Genomic DNA, 15,847 nt, shown 5'->3' on the forward strand with positions numbered 1-15,847 from the left:
AGTAAGAAATAGGATAATAAAGCATGACTGAATTTAAGTTTACAGATTTAGTGGAACCTGTTGCGGTCGATAAAAAAACGGCATTACGTATTACTGTTTTAGGTGGAGGTAGTTTTGGTACAGCTATGGCGAACTTAGCTGCACGTAATGGCTGCGACACCATGATCTGGATTCGTGATGCTGATACAGCAGAAGAAATCAATAAAACACATATTAATAAACGTTATTTGCCAGACTTTGTTTTAGAGTCATCATTGCGTGCTGTGTCCGACCTAGAACAAGCAGTATGTGATCGAGATATTATTTTGGTGGCGATTCCTAGTCATTCATTTCGTGATGTATTAAAGCAAATTGCTCCTTTTATTACTGCACAAGCTGTTGTTTCTTTAACGAAGGGCGTTGAGGCTAAAACTTTTAGCTTCATGAGCGATATTATTCGTGAAGAATTGCCAGAAGTTCCTTATGGCGTGTTATCTGGCCCAAATCTCGCTAAGGAAATTATGGCGGGCATGCCATCTGGTACAGTTATTGCCAGTGATTCTGAATTAGTCCGTTATGCTGTGCAGCATGCTCTTCATAGCGCTTTATTCCGAGTTTTCGGTAGTGATGATGTGCATGGTGTTGAACTAGGTGGTGCACTTAAAAATATTTATGCCGTTGCAATGGGAATTGGTGCTGCCTATAAGATTGGTGAAAACACCAAGAGTATGATTTTAACGCGTGCTTTGGCCGAAATGAGCCGTTTTGCAGTCAAACAAGGGGCAAACCCGCTAACGTTCTTAGGTTTATCTGGCGTTGGTGATTTATTTGCAACCTGTAATAGTCCATTAAGCCGTAATTATCAGATTGGTTATGCTTTGGGTTCAGGTAAAACACTTGATCAAGCAAGTAAAGAGTTGGGGCAAACCGCGGAAGGAATTAATACGATTGTTCAGGTGCGTGGTAAAGCCGAAGAGCTAGACGTATATATGCCTATTACAAATGCCTTATATGAAGTTATTTTTGAGGGCGCGCCACCTTTAAATATTGCATTATCTCTTATGAAAAATGGACACCGTAGTGATGTTGAGTTTGTTTTACCTCATCATGAAGTTTGAAGAAGAAATGTCATAAATTACGGTTATAATGCAATAATTATTAACAAGGAATATTTATGCAACTGACATTGGTTCGTCATGGGGAAGCCGCTCCTCCAGTGAATGGTAATGACACTAAACGTCCGCTTACTGCTCGTGGGCATGCTCAAGCTGAGCAGACAGCAACATTTTTAAAAGATATTGTTAAGCCTGATATTTTTGTAGTTAGTCCTTTATTGCGTGCTCAAGAGACACTGGCTCATATTCAAACTTATTTTAAAGATGTGCCTGTGCTGTTATGCGATAAAATTAAACCGGATGATAATGCTAAAGAAGCAGTGGAGTGGTTGTCTCAGGTTCCGTATGAGTCAATTGTAGTCGTGTGTCACATGAATGTAGTAGGGCATATTGCCGAACTACTGACACATGAGAACTTTAATCCATTTGCACTTGCCGAAGCTCGAATTTATGATCAGGCTGTTATTGCAACTGGTTTATCAACACAAAAAAATAGTTTTGTACCCACAATATAATTAAAAAGGTCATTTAGCCCATTATGCTGTATTTATGGATGCCTGAAACCAATGGAATATGGCATTGGTCTAACGGAGAAAACTGGTTGCAGGCAGCAAGTCTTGATCAATTAATACAAGACCTGCAACCACATCAAGGAAAAGAAGCTGTCATCTTTTTCCCTAGTCGCCATGCTCAGGTACTCCAGCAGCACATGGCAAAGTCTCATTACAAGCAACTCGGGGCAGATGGTGTTAAATATTTGCTTGAAGAATTTGTGACTTTGCCGATTGATCATATGAAAGTGGTTCATCATTTTCATGCTGATCAATTAACCGTATTGGGGGTGGCAAAAACAACAGTGGAAACATGGCAACATGCAATGGCTTTGCTGCCTATTAAACTCGTTGCTTTATTGCCAGACTTTTTAATTTTACCTGAACCTCAAGATCAGCAATTGGTCTTATGTAATATTGACCAGAAATTACTTGTGCGTGAAAGTAAATGGGTGGGTAATTCGCTAGATGATTTAGCATTGTTTTTAGAGTTCCAGCCAGTTGAAGCACACTATCAATATAGTGGTTTAACAACAGAGCAGCTAGAAAGCTTGATGGTAGCTTCAAGTGCTGAGCAACGTTCAGAATTTATTTATCAATTTCAGGCTTTAGATAAACCTAAACAGCATCCTTTTAATGTTCTACCTAAAACTAAAGGACAAGAGCAAGCTGTTTCTGGTTATTGGAAAGCGTGTGCTGCTGTGGTTTTAGCAATTATAGTGGTTCAGTTTAGCTATGATTTATTGCGCTGGGTAAAGTTAAAAAGTGTGGCTAATCAAACCTCTGAGCAGACGATTGAGCAATATAAATATTGGTTTGGTTCTTCTAGTCGTGTAAATGAGCAAAACATAAAAAGCCAATTTGAAAGTCATTTACGCATGAGTAAGCAAGGTGATACACAAGTACTTTCTTTATTGAGTCGCGTTGGTCCTATTTTAATGCAAAGACAAATTTTAGCTCAGCAGCTAAATTATGATGCTTCAACACTAACTATGGCATTAAAAGCAAAGTCGGCAGACGATTTGCAAGCTTTAACTCAGCAACTTAACCAGCAGGGTTTTAAAGCGGAGCTCGGTAATGTTCAAGCCGATGGTGGTGGGGCAATTGGGGTGGTGAAAATACAATAATGAAAATGATAACTCAATTGCAAAACCGCTTTGATCAGTGGGTTGAACAAATCGTTCAATATTTAGATCGTTTAACTCTGCGTGAACGTATTATGGTGGTCTTTACTACAGTCTTTGTAGTTGTGGCTATTGTCGGAGCTTCACTTTGGAAAATGCATTCTTTGGCAGAGCAGCAACAACAGCGCTTAAATGATTTAAAAGATTTGATGGTATGGATGCAGAGTAATGCCGTTACCATGAAGCCAGCGAATGAACTCGAATTAGGCCAATCAGAAAAAATACAACGAGTAGCTCAGCAACAAGGTTTAACGGTTACTTCTCAACAAAATGGTGAGCAGTTACAAATTATTGTTACTCATCAGAATTATGCAATTTTAGCTAACTTTTTAACCCAACTTGCACAAATGGGCTTAAGTATTCAAAAGATGGAAATGGTTTCAAGTGACGGACAGATTAAATTAACAGCGACGGTTCAGTAACATATTAAAATATGGTGTTCTTAAGCATGGTGTTTTGTGCTACCTGTGCCTATAATATGCCTACCTAAAATCAGTAGACTGTGATTGGTATGTTATATTCACTTGCTCGCCCGATGTTGTTTAGTTTAGCACCAGAGCGTGCCCATGAATTAACATTATCTATGCTTGATAAAGCACATAAGTTCGGCTTGCTACGCCAGAGCGTAGAATCAAAACCAACAACCTGTATGGGAATTGAATTTCCAAATCCGGTAGGTTTAGCGGCTGGACTTGATAAAAATGGCGCCCATATTGATTCTTTAGCTGGACTGGGTTTCGGTTTTATTGAAATCGGAACAATTACACCTCGTCCTCAGTCGGGTAATCCACAACCACGATTGTTCCGTATTCCTGAAGCGAAAGCCATTATTAACCGTATGGGTTTTAATAATGATGGTGTTGATAAGCTTGTTGAGAATGTCAAAGCTTCAAAATTTAAAGGAATTCTCGGTATCAATATTGGTAAGAATGCAGATACGCCTGTAGAAAAGGCTGTTGACGATTACCTGATTTGCCTTGAGAAAGTTTATAACTACGCTTCTTATATTACCGTTAATATCTCATCTCCAAATACCAAGAACTTAAGAAGTTTACAAAGTGGTGATGCATTAACTGAATTATTGCAAACATTAAAAGAAAGACAACTTGAGCTTGCCGAGCAATATAACCATTATGTTCCTTTAGTTTTAAAAGTTGCACCTGATTTAACAGCAGAAGATGTTGAATTTATTGCAGCACAATTATTGCAATTTAAAATTGATGGTTTAATCGTTACCAATACGACTTTATCTAGAGAAGGTGTAGAAAATCTTCCTTATGGTAATGAGTCAGGCGGCTTGTCAGGTGCGCCTGTTTTTGAAAAAAGTACAGAATGCTTACGTTTATTTGCCCAAACGTTAAAAGGACAAATCCCGTTAATTGGTGTGGGTGGAATTTTGTCGGGTGAACAAGCAGCAGTCAAACAGCAAGCTGGAGCAACACTAGTACAGATCTATAGTGGATTGATTTACACCGGTCCTATATTAGTAAAGCAATGTGTTGCAGCCATGACTTAAGTGAATATGAACACAATTGATATCATTATTCTGATACTTTTGCTCATTGGGGGGCTAAACGGTTTGCGACAAGGATTTATCAAAGCCTTTGCGAACTTGGTAGGATGGATCATTGCATTAATTATGGGTGCAAAATATGCTGTCCTCCTTGCGCCGTCCATGTCGGGTTTAAGTCATGATCCCGTTGTTCAAAAAATTGCAGCTTTCGCATTTATAGCACTTTTGATCATTGTTTTAACATGGATCGTCACTGCATTTTTAAATGGCCTCTTGAAAAGTCTGAAATTGGGGCCATTAAATCGTTTAGCAGGTGGTGCTTTTGGTTCCTTAAAAGGCTTGTTGGTTGTGTTGATTACAATGCAGGGCGTAGGGCCTTGGGTTGAAAGTTCACCAAACTGGAAACAGTCCATACTTATACAATTTTTACTGCCTTATGCACCTTTAGCGACTGAGTTGTCTAAAGATGCAGCGAGTGAGGCATTTCATCAAATAACATCTGGAGGTAGTGCATCAAGCACCCCTTCAAAAACAATGGACGAATCGGAAGATTCAGAAAACCGATCCGACCATTCGACAAAGAATCCTTTTTATTAATTCCTAGCTTGTCTGCGAGGTTGCTATGTGTGGAGTTGTTGGTATAGCCGGTAAATCGCCAGTGAACCAAATGTTGTTTGATGCTTTAACGATGTTGCAACATCGTGGGCAAGATGCAGCTGGAATAGTAACCTGCCATGAAGGCCGTCTTTTCCTTCGTAAGGATAACGGTATGGTGCGTGATGTTTTTCATACTCGTCATATGAGAGCATTACTTGGTAATTATGGTATTGGCCATGTACGTTACCCAACTGCTGGTTCTGCTAGCAGTGCTGAAGCACAACCATTTTATGTGAACTCACCTTATGGTATTACGCTTGCGCATAATGGTAATTTAACCAATGCCGAAGACATTCATGATGACCTGTTTAAAACAGATTTACGTCATATGAATACTGATTCTGACTCAGAAGTTCTTTTGAACGTATTCGCGCATGAGTTGCAGAAGAACGGTACTTTAAACCCTACACCAGATGATATTTTCCACACAGTTACTCGTGTACACGAGCGCTGTCTAGGTGCATATGGCGTAGTGGCAATGATTACTGGGCATGGTTTGGTTGGTTTTCGCGATCCAAACGGTATTCGCCCACTGATCTATGGTTCACGTATGACTGAACAAGGTGAGATGGAATACATCATCGCTTCTGAATCAGTTGCTATTACAGCTCTTGGTTTCAAAATTGAGCGTGACATTGAACCAGGTGAAGCAATTTTTATCACTGCTGATGGTGAATTATACTCAAGACAATGTGCAGCTAATCCAAAATACCGCCCATGTATTTTTGAATATGTTTATTTTGCACGTCCTGATGCCATTATTGATGGAATTTCAGTTTATAAAGCCCGTTTAAAAATGGGTGAAAAGCTTGCTCATAAAATCTTACGTGACTGGGGTGAGGACCATGATATTGATGTGGTTATTCCAATTCCAGATACGAGCCGTACTTCAGCATTAGAACTTGCAAATATTCTAGGTGTGAAGTTCCGTGAAGGTTTTATGAAAAACCGTTACATCGGTCGTACCTTCATTATGCCAGGTCAGCAACAGCGAAAAAAATCAGTACGCCAGAAATTAAACCCTGTTGAACTTGAGTTTAAGGGTAAGAATGTTTTACTGGTTGATGACTCAATTGTTCGTGGTACAACATGTAACGAAATCATCCAGATGGCACGTGATTCTGGTGCGAAAAAAGTATACTTTGCATCAGCTGCACCTCAGGTCATGTATCCAAACGTTTACGGTATTGATATGCCTGCTAAAACTGAGCTAATTGCTTCAGAGCGCAGTGTAGAAGAGATCCAAGAAATTATTGGTGCTGACCGTTTGGTTTTTCAAGACTTGGAAGACTTGAAAAATGCAGTACGTACTAGCAAAGTACCTGATCTAACTGAGTTTGATTGCTCTGTATTTGATGGGATCTATGTCACAGGCGATATTGATGGTGCTTATCTAAATAATTTGGAGCAGAAGCGTAATGATTCTGCGAAAAAGAAAAAAGATGGTTACATTGATGTCAATGTTGACGCAGCTTCTGTCGATTTAACTGGCATTAAAGAAGAATAGAAATAGCTGAAAAAAGCGGGTGTTTCCCGCTTTTTTCTTTTATGATGAAAACTAACAATGTAATTGGGAATATTTACATTGAAAGAAGTAAGCCACTATCTAATCGAAAATAAGAATATGGCATGGTCCATCACTATGTGTTTGGTTGCTGTGCTGCTTACCATTTTTATCTTAAATTTAATTTTAGGTTTACTCGTCCATTTTTTTGATTATAGTCAGCCCATTTGGTGGCACACTTTAAGTCCGTATTTTGTAGCACTATTACTTTTTATTATGGTTTGGTCAGTAGTTACTGAACTTTATATCTTGCGTAAAGGTGGACATTCTTTAGCAAAACAACTTAAAGCACGTCGTTTAGTAAAAGAAGAAAGTACACCAGAAGAGCTTGAAGCATTAAAAATTACTGAATATTTGGCGCAAAATTTTTCACTTAAAGTTCCAACCTTATATGTTTTACCTGATGAAGTCGGTGTAAATGCACTTACAGCAGGTTTTCACCCTAAAGATATTGTGATTATTTTGACGTGGGGAGCTCTGCAAAATCTAGATAAACTTGAACTATATGGTTTGTTGGGCCATGAGTTTAATCAGATTTTATCGGGTGAGGCTGTTGAGAATACTAAATTAAAGATTTTATATAGTGGATTAACAACGTTTAGCCAGTGGGGCAGTAAATTAGCAAAACAGGGTTTTAAGCGCTATAGCCCTGGTTATAAACATAAATTTGAAACCGTGTTTGTTGCGGTGGGTGGTGTTATTTGGCTGGCTGGAAGCCTAGGCGTACTGATTACTCGATTTATTAAATATTTAACCTTAAGTGGTCGTACATTTCGTAATGACCAAAAAACGGTACGATTATTAAAAAATAGTGCCAATACTCAGACTTTATTACGTATTTATGTTCACCATTCTGGTTCACAAATTCATAGTGCTTATTCTGAGTCAATCGCGCATATGTGTTTTGCGAACTCACTTAGTCCGCAAAGCTGGATGAATATTCACCCAAGTATTCGTGAACGGATTTATGAGTTAAATCCGACTTTGCTACAAGATTTACAATTAGAAAATTTAAAAAAGCTCCGCAATCGTCCGTTATTTAGTTTATTTCATTTTTTAGAGGAATCTGAAAAAGAAATTTATGTACCGTGGTCATCTCCACAGCCTTTGCCTTTGTTAAGATTGTCACCGATTAGTTTTGCATTAAATGATGCCATTAAGCCTCTTAGTAGTGATGTGCGTCGAAATAAAAAGCGCCCTGAACTCATTCAGCGTGCGCTACAAACTGCTACTGGTTCACGTGAGGTAATGGTCGCTATTTTGATGATTCGTCAATATCGAGAATTTATTCCTAAAGATGCGCCAGTTAGTCATGCCATTATTGATGCCTTATTAAATCTTGATGGCCGTATTCATATTCAGATATTTCATGATGCCTGTAAAAACATTGGACATATGCCAGCAAGCATTGCGCGGCAATTTCTAACAAAACTAGCGCTCATTATTCAAGAAGATGGCGAAATTGGTTTGTTAGATGCACTTTTGTTGGAGCGGGTTAAATATGAATTGAATTTGATGCCGTTACATTTGCCAACAGCACTTGAAGAAGTGAAACCTCAAATTGTTCGTTTGATTGATGCCTTGCTTCATGTTCAGCAAATTAATAGTCCAAATCAGTTAGAAGTACGTGAGCGTATTTTGCGTTCGCTACTCAATCCAGATGAAATGAATATTTATGATGAGATTTCGGATGAGCCTTTAGATTTGGCCGAAATTTTAAATGATATAGCGGGTTTATTATTGCGTGATCGTCTTAGTATTTTAGCGATTGCAGAAATGTGTTTGTGGAGTGATCGTATTATCACACAAGACGAACTAGACGTACTTGAATTATTGTATTGGCGTTTTGGCTTTGAGACAGAAGAAATTGTTGAGCAAATGCAAAAAAGAAATAGTGTGATGATTATTTAAAAGACATCTACGATTATAAAAACAACTGAACGAAATAAAACACTGAAAAAAAAACTGAAGCCCGTTAGAATGTAGCTTGAGTAGAGGTATTGATTCACACATGATTGGGCAGCAAAGAAATATATTGGCAACTTTAGGAATTGATTTGTGGATTCCTAAGACACAGACATGCCAAAAAAATAATGCTCAAAGCCTTTGGCGAGATCATGTTGTTGAAGAACCTGAACCGATTATATTGCCTTCTGTAGAGTTCATAGTTGTTGAGCAGCCCACAAAGCCACAAATCAACGATATTCCAAAAGTTGAACCTGAAATTGTGGTGCCAGTGTCAATGCCGGTTCAACCTGTTATAGAGTCTCGTAATGAAGTGCAAGCACCTGTCATTAAGATTGTATCATTTGAGTTGCAGGCTTTTTCTCTTGAAAAATGTGTTATTTTTTTAGATGTTACCAATTTAAATGAAGAAGAAAAACAGCTTTGGATTAACATACAAAAAGCAAAAATAGGGCAGTATGCTGAATTAAAGTGGCCTTTTCCTTTAGCTACTTATCAAGATCAGCGAGGTGCTGGTTCATATATACAAGGCTTCTTAGATGCTGTCGCAGCAGAGAAGAAGATATTGTGTCTTGGTGACTGTTCTTATATTCAACACGCTAATATTATTCATTTGGCAAGTTTAAAAGAAATGCTGGAGAAACCACTCCTTAAAAAAAGGTTATGGAAATTAATGCAAGATAACAACGAGTAGTAGGGATTTACATGAAAAAAGTTGTAGTTTTTAGTCAAATTGATGAAGAAATTTTGTCTCGATTACAACAGGATTATCATGTTGTAGTTCTTAACCCTAAATTGGGTGATATTAATGAACAAATACGACAGCACGTTGTAGATGCTGATGGAATGATTGGTGCAGGACGGTTACTTAATGAAAATAACCTTGCGCCAGCTCAAAAACTAAAAATTATTTCATCTGTAACGGTGGGCTATGACAATTATGATCTGGCTTATTTAAATCAAAGAAAAATCTGGTTATCAAATACCCCTCATGTTTTAACGGAAACAACAGCTGATCTTGCTTTTACATTATTACTAAGTGCTGCTAGAAAAGTTCCTTTTCTTGATCATTGGACTAAACAAGGTGAATGGAAAAGAACGGTAGGGCCTCAGCAATTTGGTTTAGATGTTTTTGGAAAGACATTGGGTATTATTGGACTTGGTAATATTGGTGCTGCAATTGCACGTCGTGGTTTTTATGGGTTTAACATGAATATTGTTTATCATAATCGTCGTGAAAAGCCTGAATTAGCTGAACCGTTAAATGCAGAATATCTTGATTTGGATCAATTACTACAGCAGTCTGATTTCGTGGTCACCGCCGTTGATTTAAATAATGAATCGAAAGCCTTAATGGGTAAAGCTCAGTTTGAGCTTATGCAGAAACACGCTATTTTTATTAATATTGCGCGTGGTTCAGTCGTTGATGAGCAAGCTTTAATTGAAGCTTTGCAGCAAAATCAGATCTTTGCTGCTGGCTTAGATGTATATGAAAAAGAACCTTTACAAGATTCAGAACTTTTTAAATTACCTAACGTAGTCACGTTACCTCATGTGGGTTCAGCTACTGCTGAAACACGTAAAAAAATGGCAAATCTTGCCTATAAAAATTTGGTTGAAGCTTTAGAGGACAAAACACCTAGATATCTGGTAAACCAAAACTTTATATAAGTGATGAATAACACTTCATTGCAAAACTAGTCGATTTCGAGTGATATAGTAAAAGTCTATTGATTGAAAACCTTTTTTTATGGTTTACATTAATAGGCTTTTTTTATGGTTTGATTTTAATAGAGAAAAACTTTTGAGATTTTTGCCAGTTATTTTAAGTGCGACTTTTATAGCAAATGCTTCGTATGCACAGTCTTTCGACCCTCAGCCATCTGCGAGTCAGGTGGAAATTCCTAATATCGGAAGTGGGATAGGCTTGCTTGATCAACAAAAAGAAAAATTTATTGGTGAAAAAGTTTTCCGTGAAGTCCATAAACAAATGCCAGTTATCCAAGATATCTGGCTCGAAGACCAATTTTTTCAAGTGTTTTCAAATATTCTGAGTGAGACTCAACTGGGTCAACCTATTGGTCTAGTTGTTATTAAAGACCCGCAAATTAATGCATTTGCTGTTCCGGGTGGCCTATTTGCGCTTAATACAGGACTTATCGCTTCAGCTCGTAATATTGATGAAATCGCTGGTGTTATGGCCCATGAAGTTGCACACGTATCACAGAGACATTTTAGCCGTTCAGAGGAAGCCTTTAAGGGGCAAACTTTATTAAGTTTAGCTGGGCTTTTGGCGGGTGTGGCCATAGCGGCACAGGGTGGTGGAGATGCAGGAGCGGCAGTGATGTTGGGAACGCAGGCTGCACTAATGGATAGCCAGTTAACATATAGTCGAAATCAGGAACGTGAAGCAGACCGTATTGGTATGCAATATATGTATGCAGCAGGTTATAACCCTCAAAGTATGGCAGACTATTTTGAAACAATGCATCGCGCGACTAGTCGGGTAAGTTTTTTACCAGATTTCTGGCTGACCCATCCGCTAACGACTGAACGCATGAGTGAAGCTCGACTTCGTGCGAACCAAATGCCTAAAGTTAAAAATCGTATATATGATGTCGATTTTGAAATTTTAAAATGGTACACAATGGTAGTTTCAAATCAGGCTACTGAAAACCAGCTACAGAGTTTAGCTTCACAAAAAAATATTGCTGGTCTTATTGCTTTGGCAGCTTTTTATGTAAAACAAGGTGATTATGTGCAGGCGCAGTCCACTTTAGATCAAGCGAAAACGAGTGGAAAACCTCTCGTTACACTCTTGCAGACTGATATTTATCTGGGGCAAAACAAGTTGGATCAGGCCTATACTTCAATTGCTTCAACACAAATGACTATGCCTGAAAATAGAGCTTTTAGTTATAAATTGGCTGAAGTGCTATTACGTCAAGGTAAATTTGCTCAGGTTCAAACTCTCGTTCAACGATTTATCAATAAAAATCCAAGAGATATACAAGGTTGGCAATTTTTACAACAAGCTGCTAATTTGGACAAGGCAGGATCTTTGAGAGCAGTCAATGTTTTACGCTATCGAGCGGAAGCTGAATATTGGTCGGGGAGTGAAGAAAATGCAATTAAATCGATGTTGCATGCTCAGCGATTAGCAAAAAACAATCAAGCCATGTCGGCTAGAATAGACAGTAGATTAAAGCAAATGCAAGATGAGCGAAGAATGAAAATTTGAAGATAAATCTTTCAAAATTTTCAGATATACAAATATTCGCAAACTAAAAGGAACTTTGGTTTGAAGGAATATAAAATTTAAGAGAAGAAATTAAGCTAATTTAGCTTTAATTTTTGCTGAAACTATAGAAGGATCGGCACGCCCGGCTATGATCGGACGTAGAGAATTCATCACCTTACCCATATCTTTCATGCTAGTTGCTTCTTGAGCAGAAATCGTTTGCTCAATGAGAGAATCAAGCTCTTCCTCAGTCATAGCTTCTGGTAGAAACTGGGATAAAATCTCAGCTTCGGCTTGTTCTTTACTAGCTAAATCATCACGACCAGCACCTTCAAAGGCTTTGATCGATTCTTTACGTTGTTTAATTTGCTTTTCAATGACCGCAAGAACCTGAGCGTCGCCAAGCTCTATGCGTTCATCGATTTCGATTTGCTTAATTGCTGCTTGTAGACTACGCAAAACCGTCACTGTTGCCATATCTTTGGCACGCATAGAAGTTTTTAATGCATCAGTAATTTGGTTTTTTAAAGTAGTCATAATTCAGCAGTCAATCACAAATTAATTAGTAAAGGCGAGTAGTACGTACAGATTCGCGAGCCAATTTCTTTTGGTAGCGTTTAACTGCAGCAGCTTTTTTGCGCTTACGTTCTTGAGTTGGTTTTTCGTAGAATTCGCGTTTACGAACGTCAGCTAAAACACCAGCTTTTTCGCATGAACGTTTGAAGCGACGGATAGCTACGTCAACTGGTTCGCCTTCTTTCAACTTAACTTGTGGCATGTAAAATCCTCTAGATTATGGATAAGATCAAGCACACTATTGTGCCGGATCACAAGTGAAGGTCAGTATTTTACTCATTTACAACTCATATCACAAGTCTATAATAGCGATTGCAATATTTTGACTCATATAAAAGGCAGTTTTGATGATTGTTTTAGGCTTGGAAACTTCTTGTGATGAAACAGGGTTGGCACTTTATGATAGCGAACTCGGCTTGCGGGGACAGGTTCTTTATAGCCAGATTAAACTTCATGCCGAATATGGTGGAGTAGTACCTGAACTAGCTTCTCGTGACCATGTTCGTAAATTAATTCCTTTAATGAATCAATTGCTTGACCAAAGCGGAATAAAAAAGCAAGAGATTGATGCGATTGCTTATACGCGTGGTCCAGGTTTAATGGGAGCCTTAATGACAGGGGCTTTATTTGGAAGAACTTTAGCTTTTTCTTTAAATAAACCTGCAATTGGTGTCCACCATATGGAGGGGCACATGTTGGCACCTCTGCTCTCAAGTCAACCACCCGAATTTCCATTTGTTGCTTTATTGGTTTCAGGTGGGCATACACAATTAATGGCAGCCCACGGTATTGGTCAATATGAGCTTTTAGGTGAATCTATTGATGATGCAGCTGGAGAAGCTTTTGATAAAGTTGCAAAAATGATGAGTTTGCCATACCCAGGCGGTCCTAATATTGCGAAATTGGCTTTGAGTGGTAATCCGTCAGCATTTGAATTTCCACGACCAATGCTTCACCAAGGTCTAGATTTTTCTTTTAGTGGTTTAAAAACAGCAGTTTCTGTTCAATTGAAAAAATTGAATGGTGAAAATCGAGACGCAGATATTGCAGCTTCATTCCAAGAAGCAATTGTAGATACCTTGGTAAAAAAATCAGTAAAAGCTTTAAAGCAAACTGGACTTAAGCGTCTAGTTATTGCGGGTGGAGTCAGCGCAAATTTACGATTACGTGAACAGTTGGAAACTTCATTAGCTAAAATTAAAGCACAAGTTTACTACGCTGAGCCTGCTCTCTGTACTGATAATGGGGCAATGATTGCTTTTGCAGGTTATCAGCGCTTAAAAGCAGGACAACATGATGGTTTGGCTGTAACCACAACACCACGTTGGCCAATGACTGAGTTGTCTATTCCTGAGTAAAACTATTCATCTTCAAAGGCCTGTTGGTTTTCAATATCTATATATTCGATATAACCACGGCCTTGAACTTCATTACCGAAATAATTACCGGTAAATATATAACTACTTGCATAACCTCGCCCATGACCGTAGCGGAGTGGGCAGTCAATTTCTGCCTGAATATTTAAAATAATTTGTTTAGCTTCATTTCGAGCAATCCACGAAAAGAATTTAGGAAGTCGCATCTTTTGCCCAGTCGGTGAGATGTAATCATCTACTTGATGGGAAATAACATTAAAACTGACATCTGTATAAATTTCTACGGGTTGATCAAGATATCTAATATGTAAAGTATAAGCAGCAGTCTTTCCTGCAATATCTGCTTTGGTAAGAAGAAGTTGAGTGGTCTCATTTAAATTGATAATTTGATAAGTAAAAAAATCAAGCGGCAGTTTATAAGCATTAGGAATAAGTTTATTTGCGATGGAGTGAGCTCCAACTGCTCGAGCATATTCGTAAGTGCAAAGTCCCTCACTTTCAATCCTTTCTGCTTGATAGCTTAAGAAGCCTTTAAACTTTGCCAATAAACTAAAATGATCATAAATCGGTGTTTTTATAAACCAAGAAACATGCGAGGTGACATCAATATCAAAGTCGAAATCAAGACCCTCATAATGTCCATTAATATGAATTTCTGGGAATTTTCCTTGAATTGAAATTTCTTGGCCTAATTCGATTAAGCTTCCATCTTTATTAATTTTTGTATCTTCAGGAATGATATAAGCCTTAAGCAAAGCTTTCTCTACTGCGGCGGTACTTGAAAAGAAAGTAGCTGTTTTTCGAGGATTTCCATGAATTATGTCATCATGATCAAATGCAAGAGCACCGGGTGTGCCTAATAAAATCATAATATTTAAATAGCGATGCGGCTCTGGCAAAAGTGGAAAAAAGATGCCGTAATGTGTCCAGCTATAATATTTTTCATCAACTCGGGGCTGGATAATATGAGGCTGAGAAAAAGGAAGAGTTGAGTATTTTTCTGCTTTATCTATAACACTTTGCGCAAGCAATAAGCTTTGACCTAAAACTTTGCTGCCTATAGAAATTTTGGGCAATTGTTTTTTCATATATAAACCTAAATCAGGATAGGACTATCTTTGTTTTAGGTTATGAAAAACAACTGTCAAAACTAAGCGGTTTTCAGGCCAAAGCTAAGGCTTTGCGGGACATTTTGTTTAATTGTTAGACAGCTCTTTTAAGCCATTTAAACCAATCCAGTGCTTAGAAAACTGATAAGCAGCACGTCCTGAACGTTGACCACGCATTTGACACCAACGTAAACTTTCAGCACGAACTTCGTCATTAAAAGCCATGTTTGCTTTATGAATATAATGCTCTACGATTTCTAAATATAAACTCTGGTCCATTGGGTAAAAAGACAACCACAAGCCAAAACGGTCTGATAAAGAGATCTTTTCTTCAATCGCTTCTTGTGGGTGTAATTCAGTGTATTGTGGAACGTCGACTCTAGTTACAGGTGTATTCTCATGCATGAATTCTGGCAATAAATGGCGACGGTTACTGGTTGCATAAATAATAAAATTACTTGAACCAGACTGTAAGGAACCATCCAATACACTTTTTAAACTACGGTAATTTTCATCTTCAGCATTAAAAGCTAAGTCATCACAATACACGATGTATTTTTCAGGTCGGTTTTGAATGAGTTTCTGAACTTTAGGTAAATCTGCCAAGTCATCACGCTCAATTTCAATTAAACGTAATCCTTGAGGAGCATACTCAGTCAATAAAGCACGAACAATTGATGACTTTCCTGTACCACGTGAGCCAGTTAAAAGTACATCATTTGCGGGTAGGCCATTTAAAAATTGTAAAGTATTTTGAATGATTTTTTCTTTTTGACGTTCAATGCCTTTTAAGTCATCCAGATAAATATTTTTGGGTGTATAGATGGCTTTAAGCTGCTGATTTTCCCATCTAAAAGCAGGTGCATTAAAATCTGTCTCTTGTTTAGCTTCAGGTAAGACCTGCTGTAACTGATTTAATACGAGTGATAATGTTTGAACTAAATTATCTGGTAAATCAATGGTAGCCATGGTAAGTCAATCATGTTAAACAGTAATTTACTAGGATACTAACACCGA

At 38.0% G+C, this 15,847-nt stretch carries 16 protein-coding genes; 12 read left to right on the forward strand and 4 right to left on the reverse strand.

Going from position 1 to position 15,847, the window contains the following annotated elements; translation table 11 throughout:
* The first annotated feature begins 23 nt into the window (after positions 1-23).
* From FY048_RS02325 to FY048_RS02375, 11 genes are all read left to right on the forward strand, one after another.
* Positions 24-1,097 carry an NAD(P)H-dependent glycerol-3-phosphate dehydrogenase gene (locus FY048_RS02325; protein WP_446089985.1) on the forward strand — a complete coding sequence of 358 codons (1,074 nt, stop codon included), beginning with the start codon at positions 24-26 and terminating at the stop codon, positions 1,095-1,097.
* A gap of 56 nt (positions 1,098-1,153) precedes the next feature.
* On the forward strand, positions 1,154-1,609 hold the full coding sequence (locus tag FY048_RS02330) for a SixA phosphatase family protein (protein WP_004791265.1): 456 nt from the start codon (positions 1,154-1,156) through the stop codon (positions 1,607-1,609).
* 23 nt (positions 1,610-1,632) lie between these two features.
* Entirely contained in the window at positions 1,633-2,772 is a 1,140-nt protein-coding gene (gene gspL / locus FY048_RS02335) for a type II secretion system protein GspL (protein WP_446089986.1), read from the forward strand.
* The gene (gene gspM, locus FY048_RS02340; protein ID WP_446089987.1) at positions 2,772-3,251 is read left to right on the forward strand and encodes a type II secretion system protein GspM; all 480 of its coding nucleotides are present in this window, start codon (positions 2,772-2,774) and stop codon (positions 3,249-3,251) included. Before gspL ends, gspM begins: the two co-directional genes overlap by 1 nt.
* Before the next feature lie 89 nt (positions 3,252-3,340).
* Complete coding sequence (locus FY048_RS02345) at positions 3,341-4,345, forward strand: quinone-dependent dihydroorotate dehydrogenase (protein WP_199990476.1); 1,005 nt, start codon at positions 3,341-3,343, stop codon at positions 4,343-4,345.
* Between the two features lie 6 nt (positions 4,346-4,351).
* The gene (locus tag FY048_RS02350; RefSeq protein ID WP_446089988.1) at positions 4,352-4,939 is read left to right on the forward strand and encodes a CvpA family protein; all 588 of its coding nucleotides are present in this window, start codon (positions 4,352-4,354) and stop codon (positions 4,937-4,939) included.
* A 25-nt stretch (positions 4,940-4,964) separates the two neighbouring features.
* Positions 4,965-6,506 (forward strand): amidophosphoribosyltransferase, encoded by a 1,542-nt coding sequence (gene purF / locus FY048_RS02355; protein WP_016137587.1) that lies wholly within the window; start codon positions 4,965-4,967, stop codon positions 6,504-6,506.
* A 78-nt stretch (positions 6,507-6,584) separates the two neighbouring features.
* Entirely contained in the window at positions 6,585-8,474 is a 1,890-nt protein-coding gene (locus FY048_RS02360) for a M48 family metalloprotease (RefSeq protein ID WP_446089989.1), read from the forward strand.
* Between the two features lie 100 nt (positions 8,475-8,574).
* Positions 8,575-9,222, forward strand: coding sequence for a hypothetical protein (locus tag FY048_RS02365; protein WP_446089990.1), 648 nt, complete (start codon positions 8,575-8,577; stop codon positions 9,220-9,222).
* An 11-nt stretch (positions 9,223-9,233) separates the two neighbouring features.
* The gene (locus FY048_RS02370; RefSeq protein WP_446089991.1) at positions 9,234-10,199 is read left to right on the forward strand and encodes a 2-hydroxyacid dehydrogenase; all 966 of its coding nucleotides are present in this window, start codon (positions 9,234-9,236) and stop codon (positions 10,197-10,199) included.
* Positions 10,200-10,341: 142 nt separating this feature from the next.
* Entirely contained in the window at positions 10,342-11,769 is a 1,428-nt protein-coding gene (locus FY048_RS02375) for a M48 family metalloprotease (RefSeq protein WP_446090280.1), read from the forward strand.
* Between the two features lie 90 nt (positions 11,770-11,859).
* Here the strand turns inward: FY048_RS02375 and FY048_RS02380 are convergent, their stop codons facing one another.
* Together FY048_RS02380 and rpsU are read right to left on the reverse strand one after the other, a co-directional pair.
* Complete coding sequence (locus FY048_RS02380) at positions 11,860-12,306, reverse strand: GatB/YqeY domain-containing protein (RefSeq protein ID WP_446089992.1); 447 nt, start codon at positions 12,304-12,306, stop codon at positions 11,860-11,862.
* A 25-nt stretch (positions 12,307-12,331) separates the two neighbouring features.
* Positions 12,332-12,547 (reverse strand): 30S ribosomal protein S21, encoded by a 216-nt coding sequence (gene rpsU / locus FY048_RS02385; protein WP_001136722.1) that lies wholly within the window; start codon positions 12,545-12,547, stop codon positions 12,332-12,334.
* Between the two features lie 145 nt (positions 12,548-12,692).
* Here rpsU and tsaD point away from each other — a divergent pair, with 145 nt between their 5' ends.
* Positions 12,693-13,703: a tRNA (adenosine(37)-N6)-threonylcarbamoyltransferase complex transferase subunit TsaD gene (gene tsaD / locus FY048_RS02390; protein WP_446089993.1), complete on the forward strand. Its 1,011-nt coding sequence runs from the start codon at positions 12,693-12,695 to the stop codon at positions 13,701-13,703.
* 2 nt (positions 13,704-13,705) lie between these two features.
* Here tsaD and FY048_RS02395 read toward each other — a convergent pair whose 3' ends face one another.
* Both FY048_RS02395 and FY048_RS02400 read right to left on the reverse strand, forming a co-directional pair.
* Entirely contained in the window at positions 13,706-14,809 is a 1,104-nt protein-coding gene (locus tag FY048_RS02395) for a DUF6670 family protein (RefSeq protein ID WP_446089994.1), read from the reverse strand.
* Positions 14,810-14,917: 108 nt separating this feature from the next.
* Complete coding sequence (locus tag FY048_RS02400) at positions 14,918-15,799, reverse strand: ATP-binding protein (RefSeq protein ID WP_446089995.1); 882 nt, start codon at positions 15,797-15,799, stop codon at positions 14,918-14,920.
* Positions 15,800-15,847: the final 48 nt, after the last annotated feature.

It is taken from the genome of Acinetobacter sp. 1124_18A (assembly GCF_052824995.1).